General features: G+C 49.7%; 14 protein-coding genes and 1 pseudogene. 10 read left to right on the top strand and 5 right to left on the bottom strand.

The window, feature by feature from the left end:
• Positions 1 to 753: 753 nt before the first annotated feature.
• Entirely contained in the window at positions 754 to 1,950 is a 1,197-nt protein-coding gene (locus GJV52_RS01405; protein WP_095502864.1) for an acetate kinase, read from the bottom strand.
• A gap of 283 nt (positions 1,951 to 2,233) precedes the next feature.
• Between GJV52_RS01405 and GJV52_RS01400 the strand changes: the two genes are divergently transcribed.
• From GJV52_RS01400 to GJV52_RS01365, 8 genes and pseudogenes are all read left to right on the top strand, one after another.
• A complete protein-coding gene (locus tag GJV52_RS01400) occupies positions 2,234 to 2,551 on the top strand; it encodes an HLGFF motif protein (protein WP_095502863.1) in 318 nt (105 codons plus the stop codon).
• Positions 2,551 to 2,745, top strand: coding sequence for a cbb3-type cytochrome oxidase assembly protein CcoS (gene ccoS, locus GJV52_RS01395; protein WP_095502862.1), 195 nt, complete (start codon positions 2,551 to 2,553; stop codon positions 2,743 to 2,745). The genes GJV52_RS01400 and ccoS overlap by 1 nt, the downstream gene beginning before the upstream one ends.
• The gene (locus GJV52_RS01390) at positions 2,742 to 4,040 is read left to right on the top strand and encodes an MFS transporter (protein WP_100563282.1); all 1,299 of its coding nucleotides are present in this window, start codon (positions 2,742 to 2,744) and stop codon (positions 4,038 to 4,040) included. The genes ccoS and GJV52_RS01390 overlap by 4 nt, the downstream gene beginning before the upstream one ends.
• A 90-nt stretch (positions 4,041 to 4,130) precedes the next feature.
• Positions 4,131 to 5,108 carry a DNA polymerase III subunit delta' gene (locus GJV52_RS01385; protein ID WP_095502860.1) on the top strand — a complete coding sequence of 326 codons (978 nt, stop codon included), beginning with the start codon at positions 4,131 to 4,133 and terminating at the stop codon, positions 5,106 to 5,108.
• Between the two features lie 9 nt (positions 5,109 to 5,117).
• The gene (locus tag GJV52_RS01380; protein WP_095502859.1) at positions 5,118 to 5,468 is read left to right on the top strand and encodes a PilZ domain-containing protein; all 351 of its coding nucleotides are present in this window, start codon (positions 5,118 to 5,120) and stop codon (positions 5,466 to 5,468) included.
• A 17-nt stretch (positions 5,469 to 5,485) separates the two neighbouring features.
• Positions 5,486 to 6,262: a TatD family hydrolase gene (locus tag GJV52_RS01375; protein WP_095502858.1), complete on the top strand. Its 777-nt coding sequence runs from the start codon at positions 5,486 to 5,488 to the stop codon at positions 6,260 to 6,262.
• Between the two features lie 62 nt (positions 6,263 to 6,324).
• Entirely contained in the window at positions 6,325 to 6,561 is a 237-nt protein-coding gene (locus GJV52_RS01370; RefSeq protein ID WP_095502857.1) for a putative hemolysin, read from the top strand.
• A 58-nt stretch (positions 6,562 to 6,619) separates the two neighbouring features.
• A pseudogene (locus GJV52_RS01365) lies at positions 6,620 to 7,296 on the top strand (IS1595-like element ISNme3 family transposase).
• 190 nt (positions 7,297 to 7,486) lie between these two features.
• Here GJV52_RS01365 and lysM read toward each other — a convergent pair.
• Positions 7,487 to 7,963 carry a peptidoglycan-binding protein LysM gene (lysM, locus tag GJV52_RS01360; RefSeq protein WP_095502856.1) on the bottom strand — a complete coding sequence of 159 codons (477 nt, stop codon included), beginning with the start codon at positions 7,961 to 7,963 and terminating at the stop codon, positions 7,487 to 7,489.
• Positions 7,964 to 8,141: 178 nt separating this feature from the next.
• On the opposite strand from lysM, the gene GJV52_RS01355 reads away from it, so the two are divergent.
• Positions 8,142 to 8,810 carry a sulfite exporter TauE/SafE family protein gene (locus GJV52_RS01355; protein ID WP_095502855.1) on the top strand — a complete coding sequence of 223 codons (669 nt, stop codon included), beginning with the start codon at positions 8,142 to 8,144 and terminating at the stop codon, positions 8,808 to 8,810.
• 175 nt (positions 8,811 to 8,985) lie between these two features.
• Here GJV52_RS01355 and GJV52_RS01350 read toward each other — a convergent pair whose 3' ends face one another.
• The 3 genes from GJV52_RS01350 to xseA all read right to left on the bottom strand — a co-directional run bounded on the left by GJV52_RS01350 (position 8,986) and on the right by xseA (position 12,040).
• Complete coding sequence (locus tag GJV52_RS01350; RefSeq protein ID WP_100564557.1) at positions 8,986 to 9,792, bottom strand: sulfite exporter TauE/SafE family protein; 807 nt, start codon at positions 9,790 to 9,792, stop codon at positions 8,986 to 8,988.
• Positions 9,793 to 9,798: 6 nt separating this feature from the next.
• Positions 9,799 to 10,551 carry a CDP-diacylglycerol--serine O-phosphatidyltransferase gene (pssA, locus tag GJV52_RS01345; protein WP_369832077.1) on the bottom strand — a complete coding sequence of 251 codons (753 nt, stop codon included), beginning with the start codon at positions 10,549 to 10,551 and terminating at the stop codon, positions 9,799 to 9,801.
• A 133-nt stretch (positions 10,552 to 10,684) separates the two neighbouring features.
• Positions 10,685 to 12,040, bottom strand: a complete 1,356-nt coding sequence (gene xseA, locus GJV52_RS01340) for an exodeoxyribonuclease VII large subunit (protein ID WP_100564561.1) — start codon at positions 12,038 to 12,040, stop codon at positions 10,685 to 10,687.
• Between the two features lie 181 nt (positions 12,041 to 12,221).
• On the opposite strand from xseA, the gene lpxK reads away from it, so the two are divergent.
• Positions 12,222 to 13,268 carry a tetraacyldisaccharide 4'-kinase gene (lpxK, locus tag GJV52_RS01335; RefSeq protein WP_154212840.1) on the top strand — a complete coding sequence of 349 codons (1,047 nt, stop codon included), beginning with the start codon at positions 12,222 to 12,224 and terminating at the stop codon, positions 13,266 to 13,268.
• Positions 13,269 to 13,273: the final 5 nt, after the last annotated feature.

Below are 13,273 nucleotides of genomic sequence, written 5' to 3'. Positions count from 1 at the left end.
TGGGGAATCGAACAAAGCAAAATCATTTTCAGGTGAAATTTCTTTGCTTAATCAGGTGCTTAGAAAATTTCAGACGGCCTAAGTCAAGATTTGATGGCAGCGTATTGCTTATTTTTATCTTATTGGAAATAACTATTAAAAGTGACAAATTCTGTCATGTGCCAAAAAAAGTAACATCATACCTGCCGAGAATCACCAAAAGATGACAAAAAAAGGCATATTGCCGAAATTGTGTGCCATCGGGTAATATGGATATTTAATGATATATGGGTATTTTATATATTTTTATATATTTAAAACAATATATTATGAATTTAAAGTGTGCTTTTAAAATTTTTGGCACACACTTTGCTTGATAGTCAGTAAGAAACAAAACGGTGCGCAAGAAAATACGGCAATCTGTTGGGTTTCTTCATGAAAAAAGCAAACATATTACGCGGAAGTAATAAAACGGGAAACCGTTGCAATACTCAGCAATAAAATTGCGGGAAAACGTCATCACCATCTTCGGATGGTGGTGACATCTACAGAATAAAAAAAGTAACACGAATCTTACCAAATCAAAACAACAACAGGATTTAAAAATCCGATTATCTCCCAAAAACTATTACGGAAAACGCAAAGGCCGTCTGAAAAGCTGGTGATGAAGTCTGTATCACACCTGCTTGAAAGACGGCCACTTTTTTGCTGAACTGGTTAAGACAAATACAAAAAAGCCCTGTTGCAATCAACAGGGCTTTTTTTTCGGATGAATTACAGGCCGCTCAAGCGTGCGGTGTCGTGTGCAATCATCAATTCTTCGTTGGTTGGAATCACCACAGCAACGGCTTTGCTGTCGGCAGTGGTAATCACACCGGCATTGCCGAAGCGGGCTGCCAAGTTGGCATCTTGATCGACATTCAAGCCCAAGAAGCCCAAGTAGCCCAATACTTTGCTGCGGATCAATTCAGAGTTTTCACCGATACCGCCGGTAAAGGCCAATACGTCCAAACCGCCTGCGGCAACTGCCATGCTGCCGATGTATTTCGCTAAGCGGTAGCAGAACACTTCCAGCGCCAATACTGCGCCAGAGTGGCCGTTGGCTGCTTCTTCTTCGATGGTGCGGCAGTCGCTCGACAATTCAGACAAGCCCAGCAAGCCTGATTTTTTGTTCAGCATATCGGTCACTTGCGCGATGGTCATGTTGGCGTTTTCAGCCAAGAAACCGAATACCGCTGGGTCAACGTCGCCTGAGCGCGTACCCATTACCAAGCCTTCTAGCGGGGTCAAGCCCATGCTGGTGTCTTGGCATACGCCGTTGGCGATGGCGGCAATCGATGCGCCGTTACCCAAGTGGGCAATCACCATGCGCAAATCGTTTTTGTCTTTACCCAAGAAGCGGGCGGCTTCGTCAGACACATAGCGGTAGCTGGTGCCGTGGAAACCGTAGCGGCGCAGGCCGTATTTGCTGTACAACTCGCGCGGTACGGCATACATGTAGGCGCGATCCGGCATAGTTTGGTGGAACGCGGTGTCAAATACGGCCACATTTGGCAGGCCTTTGAAAATGTTTTGCGCGGCACGCACGCCCAGCAGGTTGGCAGGGTTGTGCAAAGGTGCCAATGGGATGCATTTTTCGATACCGGCAATCACATCTTCGGTAATCAAAGTAGATTCGCTGTACTCTTCGCCGCCGCTGACGATGCGGTGGCCGATGGCAGCGATTTGGCTGTCGAAGCCGTGTGATTTCAATTCTTCCATCAAGGCTTCCACTGCGCCGGTGTGGTTTGGATTGGCAGCCAATTCAACTTTGTGTTTTTCGCCGTTGAATTTGAAGGTGATGTAAGCATCAGGCAAGCCCAGCTTTTCAGCCAAGCAGCTCAGCAACACGTCGCCGCTGTCGTTATCCAAAACAGCACCTTTTAACGATGAACTGCCGCAGTTTAAAACCAAAATCAATTTTTGAGACATCTGTAGGCTCCTAAAGGTTTTCAGACGGCCTGTGGCATGATCGCCAAAACGTGGGGAAGCGTCTGAAACAGGTTAATAAAAACATTCAAAGGCTAGTCTATTCGATATAAAAAGTCAATGCCGCCGGGCGACTATCTTGATGTAGCTCTATTCATTTAAGCTTTGGTAACGGCAAACAGCTATGCACAAAAAGATGCTAAGATAGAAGGCCGTCTGAAAGCATAAAGCAAAGCGCATTGATTTGCCGTTCAGACGGCCTTTTATATGATTTAAAGACAAAACCATGCATTATTTCAGTATTCACACCCAACAAGGCGAGCATCTGGGCTTTTTCATCATGCTGGCTGATGACGAATCCGAAGCGCAGCCGCAGAGCGGGCAGTTTGCCGTTAAGCTGCAAAGCGAAGAAACACCCAGCGACCAAGCGGCAGTTGCTGCCTTGCAACCTTGGCAGGAAGTGGCCGAACCGCTGTTTTGGCGCGTGGAAAAAGACCGCGTCGAACTCTTTGCTGGTGACGCCAACATCGGCACCATCCGCAACGAATACCTGACCTTATCCGGCCAAATGCTGGTTTTAAACGATTTAACAGGGATGATGTAATGGAAAGTATGTTTATTTTGGTGCCGATCAGCATCATTTTGGCCTTTATCATCGGCTATTTTTTCTGGTGGTCGGGCAAACACGGCCAGTTTGACGATTTGGAAGGACCGGCACACCGCATTTTGATGGACGATGATTCCACCGACAAACTGCTGGAAAAAGAACAAGATTCCGCTAAAGACGACACCAAATGAGCGTAAAAAAAGATTATTTGAATTTCAAAACCAGCCGCCGCTTTGCGCCTTTATTTGGCACGCAGTTTCTCGGCGCGTTTAACGACAATGTGTTCAAAACCGCGCTGTTTGTGATGATCAGCTTCTACGGCTTGGGCGGCAACGAATGGATTCCGGCCAGCCAAATGCTGAATCTGGGCGCGTTGCTGTTTATCTTGCCGTATTTCCTGTTTTCCGCTTTGTCCGGCCAGTTGAGCAACCGCTTCGATAAAGCCGTGTTGGCGCGCTGGATTAAGCTGTTGGAAATCATCGTCATGAGTGTGGCCGCGTATGGTTTTTACATTCAATCCGCGCCGCTGTTGCTGTTTTGCCTGTTTTGCATGGGCACACAATCAACTTTGTTCGGCCCGTTGAAATACGCCATTTTACCTGATTATCTGAATGATAAAGAATTAATGATGGGCAATAGCCTGATTGAATCGGGTACATTTATCGCTATTTTGTTCGGCCAGATTTTGGGCACATCATTGGCAGGTATTCCGCCGCATATCGTTGGCATGGTGGTAATGGTGGTGGCGATTTGCGGCACCTTGACCAGCCTGTTTATGCCGTCGGCGCCCGCCAAAGCGCCGGATACCAAAATCGAGCTCAACATCGTCAAAGGCACGATGGATTTAATGCGCGAAACTGTGGCGCAAAAGTCTGTGTTCACTGCCATTATCGGCATTTCGTGGTTTTGGTTTGTCGGCTCGGTCTACACCACCCAATTGCCGACCTTCACCCAAATCCATCTGGGTGGCAACGATAATGTGTTTAACCTGATGCTGGCCTTGTTTTCCATCGGCATCGCCATCGGCTCGGTATTGTGCGCCAAACTCAGCCACGAACATTTGCGCTTGGGGCTGGTCACCGTCGGCGCCATTGGTTTGACAGTGAGCGGCTTGCTGCTGGTGTGGCTCACGCACGGGCAACGTTTTGCTGAATTGAACGGCATTATGTGGTTTTTGTCGCAAGCCAATGCTTATCCGGTGATGCTGACCATGACGGCCCTCGGCTTTTTCGGCGGCTTCTTTTCCGTGCCGCTCTATACATGGCTTCAGACGGCCTCCAGCGAAACCTTCCGTGCACACGCCGTGGCGGCCAACAATATCGTCAACGGTATTTTCATGGTAACGGCGGCGATTCTCAGCGCGGTCTTGCTGATGTTGTTTGAAAGCATTACTTTGCTGTATCTGATTGTGGCGCTGGGTAATGTGTTGCTGCTGGTTTATTTGATTAAACGCGAACCAAGGTTTATTTTGAAAAAGGGTAGTTAATCAACCATCCTAAAGGCCGTCTGAATTTTCAGACGGCCTTTCTTGTTTATCTGTATAATAAACGCTTATTTCAACCCGATTTTCAAGCGCATGATTTATCCGTGGCACCAGCAAGAATGGCAGCAGCTTGCCGCGCATTGGCAAAACCAGCCCAATGCGTGGTTGTTTACCGGTAAGGAAAACACCGGTAAAACGGCGTTTGCGCGTTATGTGGCGCAAGCGTTGCTGTGTGAAAGGCCGTCTGAAAACCATCAGCCTTGTGGTGAATGCACTTCGTGTCATTTGTTTTCGCAAAACAGCCACCCCGATTTTTACGAACTCACGCCCGAATTGCCGGATGATGGCAGCGTGGGGCGAAAATTGTTGCAGATTAAAATCGATGCCGTGCGCGATATTGTCGAAAATATTTATCTTACTGCAGTGCGCGGTGGGCGGCGCGTGGTATTGGTGCATCCGGCTGAAAGCATGAATGTGCAGGCGGCTAATGGTTTGCTTAAAGCCTTGGAAGAGCCGCCACAGCATGTGATTTTTTTGCTGGTGACACACGCGCGGGATAAGCTGTTGCCGACGATTAAAAGCCGCTGTCGGCAAATGGTGTTGCCCGCGCCGAGCCGTGATGAGGCTTTGGCTTATCTGCAAGGGCAGGGTGTGGATAATGCGGCTTCGTTGCTGGCATTTCACAGTGGTGCGCCTTTATTTGATGCTGCACCTGAGCTGGATGATTCGCGCCAAGAGTTGTTGAACATACTCGCTGCCCCGCGTTTGCTGGCGATGCTGGATTATGCGGCGGCGTTCGACAAACAAAAACAGCCGCTGGCCGTGGTCATTGATTGGCTGCAAAAATGGTTGATTGATGTCGGCTTGGGGCAGCAAAACATGCCGCCGCTTTATTATCCCGATTTTGCGGCGCAATCGGTAGCTGTTGCCGCCAAAACCGAACCACACCGCTTATTTGCACTCACAGGCCGTCTGAATCAACTCAGCCCTTACGGACATCATACCTTGAGTGTTAAAATGCAGCTTGAATATCTCCTGATTGAATATCTCAATTTTTGGCAAAATAAATAAGGTCGCCCGATGAGCACTAAAGAAATTCCAGCCAAGATGATGGCTTTGAAATTAAAAGAAAAAACCACGCTTTACAATTGCTATATGCCGTTTTTTGAACATGGTGGTCTGTTTGTGCCGACCGATGATGTGTTTTCGCTGGGCGAAGACATCTTGTTGGCGGTAGAAATCGGCGAGCATCCCAAGCTCTATTTGCCGACCAAAGTGGCATGGATTAATCCGGCGCGCACATCGGCCAACCGCCCGAAAGGCATTGGTTTGGCGTTTTCATCACACGAAAACTGCCTACAAACCAAATCCATTATTGAAGGCGAGCTGGGCAATGCATTGCGCAGCGACCGCGCCACGTTTACCCTTTAATTTAAGCCGATTTATTTATGCAACTTATTGATTCACATTGTCATCTGAATTTTGAAGGCTTGGCCGACCGTTTGCCGGAAGTGTTGGCTAATATGACGGAAAACGAAGTCAAGCAAGCGCTCGCCATCAGCGTGAGCAAGCAAAGCTTTGATGAAGTGTTTGCCATCGCCCAAGCACACGAGCAGATTTACTGCACCATCGGCGTGCATCCCGACAGCGAAGAAGCGGAAGAATTTACCGTGGCCGAAATGGTGGCGCAGGCGCAGCATCCGAAAGTGGTCGGCATTGGGGAAACCGGTTTGGATTACCACTGGTGCAAAGGCGATTTGGCTTGGCAGCATCAGCGTTTTGCCGATCATATTCAAGCGGCAAATGAAACCGGTCTGCCGGTAATCGTGCATACCCGCGATGCCGGCGAAGATACGCTGCGTATGTTGAAAGAATGCCAAACCCATTCCGGCGTGATTCATTGCTTCACCGAAGACGTGGCCTTTGCCAAAGGTGCATTGGATTTGGGGCTGTATATTTCGTTTTCCGGGATTGTAACCTTTAAAAACGCGTCGCAGATTCAGGAAGCGGCAAAATATGTACCGAAAGACAGAATGCTGGTGGAAACCGATGCGCCTTTCCTTGCGCCGGTGCCGAAACGCGGTAAACGCAACGAGCCGGCTTATGTGCGCCATACCGCTGAATTCATCGCCCAGCTGCGTGGCGAAGCGGTGGAAGACGTGGCTGTGTATACCACGGACAACTTTTATCAGTTGTTTCAAAAAGTGCCGCGTTGGGTGGGATAAGGCTGCCTAAATGATTTTATGTTTTTCAGACGGCCTGCCTGAAATGATGAAAAGGAAACAAAATGTTGAAAGTTTTAATGATGACTGCTATCACTGCTGCATTGGCCGCTTGCGCGCAACAAAACGAGCCTGAATCGCCGGTAGTCGGCATGGCTAATCCCGCTGCCGAATTTTGCGTGAAGCAGGGTGGCAAGTCGGTAATCAAAAAAGATGCGCGAGACAATGAATATGGCGAATGCCACTTACCCGATGGCAGTGTGGTGGAAGAATGGGCATATTTCCGTCAACACCATCAATAATGTAATTGTTTAGGGGCTTAGGAAGCAAAATCATCAAAAAACCTGATAAGCTCCTAATATGAAACTAAAAAATAAGTATCAAAAGTTCAGCAAAATTTCAGAGCAGAAATTTAGAGAAATAATTCGCTGTTTCGCTCTTGATTTGACCGCTTCCGATACCGCTAAAATGACCGGCATTAGTGTACGCAGCATCAATCCTATTTTCCTGAAAATCAGACACAGGATTGCCGCTCTGTGCGAACAAAGCTCACCACTGTCCGGTGTGGTCGAATTAGATGAATCTTACTTTGGTGCGCGACGTATCAGGGGTAAGCGCGGTCGCGGAGCGTCAGGTAGAACCATCGTATTTGGCATACTGAAACGCAATGGCGTGGTCTATACGGAAATCGTTCCGGACGCTTCGAAAGCTTCACTCATCAAGGTTATACGCGGCCACATATCCGCTGACAGCGAAATCAATACTGACGGCTGGAAAGCATATGACGGTCTTGTCGATATGGGCTATGAAAGCATTACCGTGTTCATCACGGTTCTAATGAGTTTGCTCGAGGAAAGCAACATATCAATGGTATTGAATCTTTTTGGAGTTATGCTAAGGGGCGTTTGGCTAAATTTCATGGTATTTCCAAAGAGATGTTTTATCTGCATCTCAAAGAAACGGAGTTTAGGTTTAACCACCGGCATGAAGATTTAGGTAAAATATTAATGAAGATGCTTCGAAATAACCCAATTTAATATTTTTGCTTCCTAAGCCCCTTGTTTAAAATAGAAATAATGTGATACAGCGTTACAACTTACTCATGTGTTGGGTGTACGTGGCAGCCGTTGTTGCCTTGTTTTATTTCTATGTCAAAACGACTAGATAGCCATACAAAAGACCGTCTGAAGAAAATTTCAGACGGTCTTTTATCATCAAATCAATTTATTACGCAGGAATACGCAATTTCTGACCCACGTAGATTTTATCAGGGTGGCTCAACATTGGTTTGTTGGCTTCAAAGATTTTCATGTATTGGTTGGCATCGCCGTAATATTTTTTCGCGATGGCAGACAAAGTGTCGCCGCTGACTACGTCGTGGTATTGTGCTGCTGCTTCGGCAGGGAATTGCAGGTTGTTGTCGACATCAGAAACCCCGGTCACGTTGCCCGCTGCCAAAACGGCTTTTTCGGCTGCTTCTTGTGAAGGGGCGGAGCCGCTCAAGGTTACTTTACCGCTGGCGCCATCGAAAGCCACGGCCAAGCCGGTCAGGCCTAAGTTTTGTTTTTCGATGTATGTTTGAATAGCAGCCGCTGCTTTGGTGTTCAAATCATCGACGTTGGCAGCTGCTTGTGCCGCCACTTCTTTTTCGTCTTTACCAAACAGTTTTTCGCCTGCGTTTTTAATAAAGCTGAACAAACCCATAAATCCACTCCTTTAAATGTGTTTAAAAAATTCGGTTTATCCGAATAAATCAATAATCATACGAAACGCGCCGAAATACAAGCAGGGCAAGGCTTGTATTACCTTGTTTTACAAATGCAGGCGGCCAGCCTTCATTATTGCTACAATAACAATCTGAAACTTTACCCGCAAACCTACCATGAACAACGAAATCACTTTGCTCACCCTTTTTCTGCTCGGCTTTTTCGGCGGCGGTCATTGCGCAGGCATGTGCGGCGGCTTGAGCAGCGCATTTGTGTTGCAGCTGCCGCCCAATCTGAATCGGGCAGGGCTGATTATTTTGCTGAATTTGGGGCGCGTGAGCAGCTATGTGTTGATTGGTTTGATTTTAGGCTTGGTTGGGCAAGTTGGGATTTCGCTGGATGAAACGCGTTGGCTGCAAAATATTTTGTATGTTGCGGCCAATGTGTTGCTGTTGTTGCTGGGGCTTTATTTGGCGGGCATTTCCAGCGTGGCGACCAAAATCGAAGGGTTGGGGCGGCCGGTGTGGAAGCGCTTAAATCCTGTCTTGAACAAGCTGTTACCCATCCGCTCGATTCCGGCGTGTTTCGCAGTGGGCATGCTGTGGGGCTGGCTGCCGTGCGGTTTGGTGTACAGCGCGTCTTTGTATGCTTTAGGCAGCGGCAACGCATGGCATGGCGGCCTGTATATGCTGGCGTTTGCGTTGGGTACGTTGCCGAATTTGCTCGCAATGGGTTTCTTTGCCGCGCAGTTGAAAAGCTTTTTGCAAAACCGCAAGGTGCGTTTAATCGCCGGACTACTGGTGGCGGCGTGGGCCGTGTGGCGTTTGGCCGTATTTTTTAGGTAAACTGGGCATGATGTTCAAAGGCCGAGACCTTTGCAAACTCCCCATCTTTGCACATTTCTTCGTTATGTGCTGCTCGAAAGCTTGCCTATCTTTGTGATATGTCTTCGCTTTCTGCGCTGCTACAACTTTGAACCGTACTCAAATCTAGGGTTTTGCAAAGGTCTCGGCCTTTCATTTATAACAACTTCCACAACATACGCAGTGCAATCAACAGCAACAACACACCAAAAGTTTTTTTCAATTTATCCGCAGGCAGTTTGTGCGAAAATTTCACGCCCAGCGGGGCAAACAACATGGTTGCAATGCTTAATACCAATACCGCAGGTAAATAAACAAAGCCCAGCGAGCCTTCAGGTAAATCCGCAATCTGCCAGCCTGCGGCCAAATAACCGATTGTGCCCGCCACCGCAATCGGCCACGCCAATCCGCTGGAAGTGCCGATGGCGCGGTGTGCCGGCATATTGCAATACATTAAAAACGGTACCGACAACGAGCCGCCACCCACACCAACCCAGCTTGATGCCGTGCCGAAAATCACGCCTACGCTGCTGAGTCCGGCAAAACCGGGCAGATGGCGTGAAGGCACGGTTTTGCTGTTCATCAGTGTGCGCAGGGCAATCAACGTGATGAATACGATAAAGAAAATTTGCAGCCCGTAAGTGGGGATAAATTTGGCCGAAGCCGCGCCGATAAACACACCGCCAATCATACCGGGCGACATTTTGCCGACAGTCGGCCAACCGATAGCGCGTTTTTTGTGTTGCGCATACATGCTGGATAAAGTGGTAAACACCATCACGGCAAACGATGAACCAATGGCCAAATGCTGGGCGTAAGGGTGTTCGCCGCCATATTGCAAATGCAATACCCACAAAACAATCGGCACGATAATCGTGCCGCCGCCGACGCCAAACAGACCGGCCAAAAAACCGGCCGCGCTGCCGCCAGCCAGCAGCGCGAGAATCACATCAAGATTATCCATTGAACATTAAGCGGTTTTATGGCGGCGTTTGCGCAACCAACGGCGCGCCGCCAGAATATAGCCCGACAGGCTGTAGCCGAAGAAGAATAAGAATAACACCAGCAACGGTTCCCACGTCACCAGCAGCAAAATCAACACGGCCAGCACCATGCCCATAAATGGCACCTTGCGGCGGATATTGATTTCTTTAAAGCTCCAAAACGGAATTTGCGCAATCATCGACAAACCGGCAAACAGCGTAATGCCCAGCGCCCACCAATGTACGCCGGGGAAACGCTCGACGCTGTGGTTGACCCAAATCAGGCCGACAATCAGCGCGGCGGCGGTCGGGCTTGGAATGCCGATAAACCAGCGTTTGTCCACTTTGCCGATTAAGGTGTTGAACAAAGCCAAACGCAAAGCAGCGCAGGCGCAATAGATAAAGGCGACCGAATAGCCGATTTTGCCGAACTGCCAAAGCTGCCATTTATAGGCAATCAAGGCAGGTGCCACGCCGAAGCTGACCATATCGGCCAAGCTGTCGAGCTGCTCGCCGAACGCACTTTGCGAATTGGTCAGGCGGGCGACGCGGCCGTCCATGCCATCGAGCAGCATGGCGATAAACACCGCAATCGCCGCCGTTTCATATTGGCCGTGCATGGCTTGGGTGATGGCGTAAAACGCGGCGAAAAGCGCCGCAATCGTGAAGGAATTGGGCAAAAGGTAAATGCTGTTCTGACGTAAAGACGCGCGTGGCGGAACCGGGTTGGGGTTTTCCATGTTTTCCATATTTTTCCGTAAGAATGCATGTTATTGAATGTAGGGATACCTTATACCGTTTCTCAAATGATGGCAACTCTCAAAGAGCTCAGGTATCGGCGGTTTTCGTATTTTTACCGGCCTGACGACGGCTTCACGAAAAATCAAACAAATCAGGCTGCGCCGTTTCGCCAGTAACGCGCACATCGGTTTCACCATCGGCAAACACAATATGCAGCTTTTGGCCTTGCTTCAATCCGGCCGAACTTTGCACCACTTGGCCGCGGCTGTTTTTCACCACCGAAAAACCGCGTGCCAAAATGTGTTGCGGCGACACGGCTTCCAATAGCGCAGATTGTTTTTCCAAGGTTTGACGGCGTTGTTTCAGCAAAATGGCAAACGATTGCGCTAAGGCCGTCTGAAATTGTGCTACTTCACGTTTCGGCTGCGAAACATCAAGGCGCAAATGGCGTAAAGCCTGTGTTTGGCGCGACAATTGTTGCGTGTTGAAGCGGTGGTTTTGCTGCATGGCAAAGCGCAAATGCTGCGCCAAGCCTTGCACTTGCACGCGCTGCTCGGTTAACTTTTGGCGCGGATGACGGATTTGTCGCGCCAGCCAATCCACTTTCTGACTGGCATCATAATAACGCTGTTGCAACACCGTTTTCAGACGGCCTTGTGCTTGTGCTAATTTATGCAGTGATTCCAAACGGTTAGGGCTGACCAATTCCGCCGCACCGGTTGGTGTAGGGGCGCGCACATCGGCCACAAAATCTGCCAGCGTGAAATCCGTTTCATGGCCTACACCGCTGACCACCGGAATCGCGCATTGCTCAATCGCCCGCACCACTGGCTCTTCGTTAAACGCCCACAAATCTTCAATGCTGCCGCCGCCGCGACACACAATCAACACATCACATTCCGCCCGCGCCGAGGCCGTCTGAATCGCTTGGGCAATCTGCAATTCGCTGCCTGCACCTTGCACCGCGGTCGGGTAAATAATCACCGGAATTTCCGGCGCACGGCGTTTCAGCGTCGACGCCACATCACGCAAAGCTGCCGCCGCCAAGCTGGTGACAATGCCAATGGTTTGCGGATGGGGGGGCAGCGGCTTTTTGCGTGCCAAATCGAACACGCCCTCAAGCTGCAATTTGGCTTTCAGCTTTTCATACGCCTCATACAAACGCCCCAAACCAACCATGCGTACTTCGTTGACCGTAATCTGAAATTCACCGCGCGCCTCGTAAATGCTGATTTTGCCGCTGACTTCGATGTGATCGCCTTCCTTCAAAGGCTGGCTCAAACGTACCGCTGCCCCCTTAAACATCGCACAACGCACCTGCGCGCGGCTGTCTTTCAGCGAAAAATAATAATGCCCGCTCGCCGCCCGCGTGAGATTCGACACCTCGCCCGCAATCCACAAACCGGAAAGATGGTCTTCCAGCAGGTTTTTGGCCAGCGCGTTGAGTTCGGAAACGGATAGGGAAGCAGCGGTGAATAAATCGGACATGGCGGGTGTTGGGGATTAGGGGAAAGTGGGGATTATAAAGGTTTTCGTTGCATTCAAGCTATGCTTTCAGACGGCCTTGTGAAGAAAAGGCCGTCTGAAAGCAGATTATATTGAGGGTAAACTTTATATCTTTTCCCTTTCAATGCTATATTATCGTTCCCAGTTCACAAAGGCCGTCTGAATGCCCAAGCTGCATCAAATTATTGAACAACATTGGCAACAGCCCAAGCCGTGGCTGCGTGTGTTACTGAAGCCTTTGTCGGCCGTGTTCGCCCGCATTGCGGTCAAGCGGCGGCAGGATTTTTTGGCGGGGCGCACGCCGAGCGAAAAATTGCAGGTGCCGGTGGCGGTGGTGGGCAATATTCACGCGGGTGGCGCGGGTAAAACGCCGATTGTGTCTGCGCTGGTGTCGGGTTTGCAGCAGCGCGGGGTAAACGTGGGCATCATCAGCCGCGGTTATGGGCGGACGGAAAAAAATGTGCATGTGTTGACTGCAAACAGCACCGCCGCGCAAGCCGGTGACGAGCCTTTGCTGCTGTATCGTCAAACCGGTGCGCCGGTAGCGGTCGGCAGCAGTCGGGTGGCGGCAGGGCGGGCGTTGTTGGCGGCTCATCCGCATGTGCAAATTATTGTGGCTGATGACGGTTTGCAACACTATGCTTTGCAGCGCGATATTGAAATTGTGGTGTTTCCGTTTGCCGATACCGCGCGTAACGATTTGGATTTGCTGCCCAACGGCGGCTTGCGCGAACCTTTATCGCGCTTGGCTTCGGTGGATGCGGTGGTGGTCAGCGGTGGGCAAAATCCGACCTTTAGGCCGTCTGAACATATGTTTGCCAGCCGTGTGGAAAGCGGCCAGATTTATCGTTTGAACCGGCCGTCTGAAAAATTAGATTTAGGCCGTCTGAAAAACAGCCATGTCGCCGCCGCGGCAGGCATTGCTAGGCCGGAGCGTTTTTTTAATTCTTTGCGTGCGCTGGGCATTGAATTGCAACAAACGCTGGCGCTGCCCGACCATGCCGCCATCACGCCGCAGGATTTGCCACGCGCTGATTTTGTGTTCATCACCGAAAAAGACGCGGTGAAACTTTCAGACGGCCTTGATTCCGATGCTTTAAATCATGTGTGGGTGTTGCCTATTTGTGCGATAATCGAGCCTGATTTAGCTGATTTTGTATTAGGCTGTCTGAATATCGAATCGTCAGCCAAGCGGTGTGATGAAGATTGAAGCAA

This window comes from Neisseria brasiliensis (assembly GCF_009671065.1).
In the GTDB taxonomy this organism is placed as follows: Bacteria; Pseudomonadota; Gammaproteobacteria; order Burkholderiales; family Neisseriaceae; genus Neisseria; species Neisseria brasiliensis.
Note: the sequence above shows the minus strand (reverse complement) of the source record. Positions and strands in the feature narration are given on the sequence as shown.

Excerpts from the sequence above, each read along its gene's own strand:
- lysM (WP_095502856.1), bottom strand. The coding sequence starts at position 7,963 with ATGGGTTTGTTCAGCTTTATTAAAAACGCAGGCGAAAAACTGTTTGGT.
- xseA (WP_100564561.1), bottom strand. The coding sequence starts at position 12,040 with ATGTCCGATTTATTCACCGCTGCTTCCCTATCCGTTTCCGAACTCAAC.
- lpxK (WP_154212840.1), top strand. The coding sequence starts at position 12,222 with ATGCCCAAGCTGCATCAAATTATTGAACAACATTGGCAACAGCCCAAG.
- pssA (WP_369832077.1), bottom strand. The coding sequence starts at position 10,551 with ATGGAAAACCCCAACCCGGTTCCGCCACGCGCGTCTTTACGTCAGAAC.
- GJV52_RS01350 (WP_100564557.1), bottom strand. The coding sequence starts at position 9,792 with ATGGATAATCTTGATGTGATTCTCGCGCTGCTGGCTGGCGGCAGCGCG.
- GJV52_RS01380 (WP_095502859.1), top strand. The coding sequence starts at position 5,118 with ATGAGCACTAAAGAAATTCCAGCCAAGATGATGGCTTTGAAATTAAAA.
- GJV52_RS01355 (WP_095502855.1), top strand. The coding sequence starts at position 8,142 with ATGAACAACGAAATCACTTTGCTCACCCTTTTTCTGCTCGGCTTTTTC.
- GJV52_RS01385 (WP_095502860.1), top strand. The coding sequence starts at position 4,131 with ATGATTTATCCGTGGCACCAGCAAGAATGGCAGCAGCTTGCCGCGCAT.
- ccoS (WP_095502862.1), top strand. The coding sequence starts at position 2,551 with ATGGAAAGTATGTTTATTTTGGTGCCGATCAGCATCATTTTGGCCTTT.
- GJV52_RS01400 (WP_095502863.1), top strand. The coding sequence starts at position 2,234 with ATGCATTATTTCAGTATTCACACCCAACAAGGCGAGCATCTGGGCTTT.
- GJV52_RS01370 (WP_095502857.1), top strand. The coding sequence starts at position 6,325 with ATGTTGAAAGTTTTAATGATGACTGCTATCACTGCTGCATTGGCCGCT.
- GJV52_RS01405 (WP_095502864.1), bottom strand. The coding sequence starts at position 1,950 with ATGTCTCAAAAATTGATTTTGGTTTTAAACTGCGGCAGTTCATCGTTA.
- GJV52_RS01390 (WP_100563282.1), top strand. The coding sequence starts at position 2,742 with ATGAGCGTAAAAAAAGATTATTTGAATTTCAAAACCAGCCGCCGCTTT.
- GJV52_RS01375 (WP_095502858.1), top strand. The coding sequence starts at position 5,486 with ATGCAACTTATTGATTCACATTGTCATCTGAATTTTGAAGGCTTGGCC.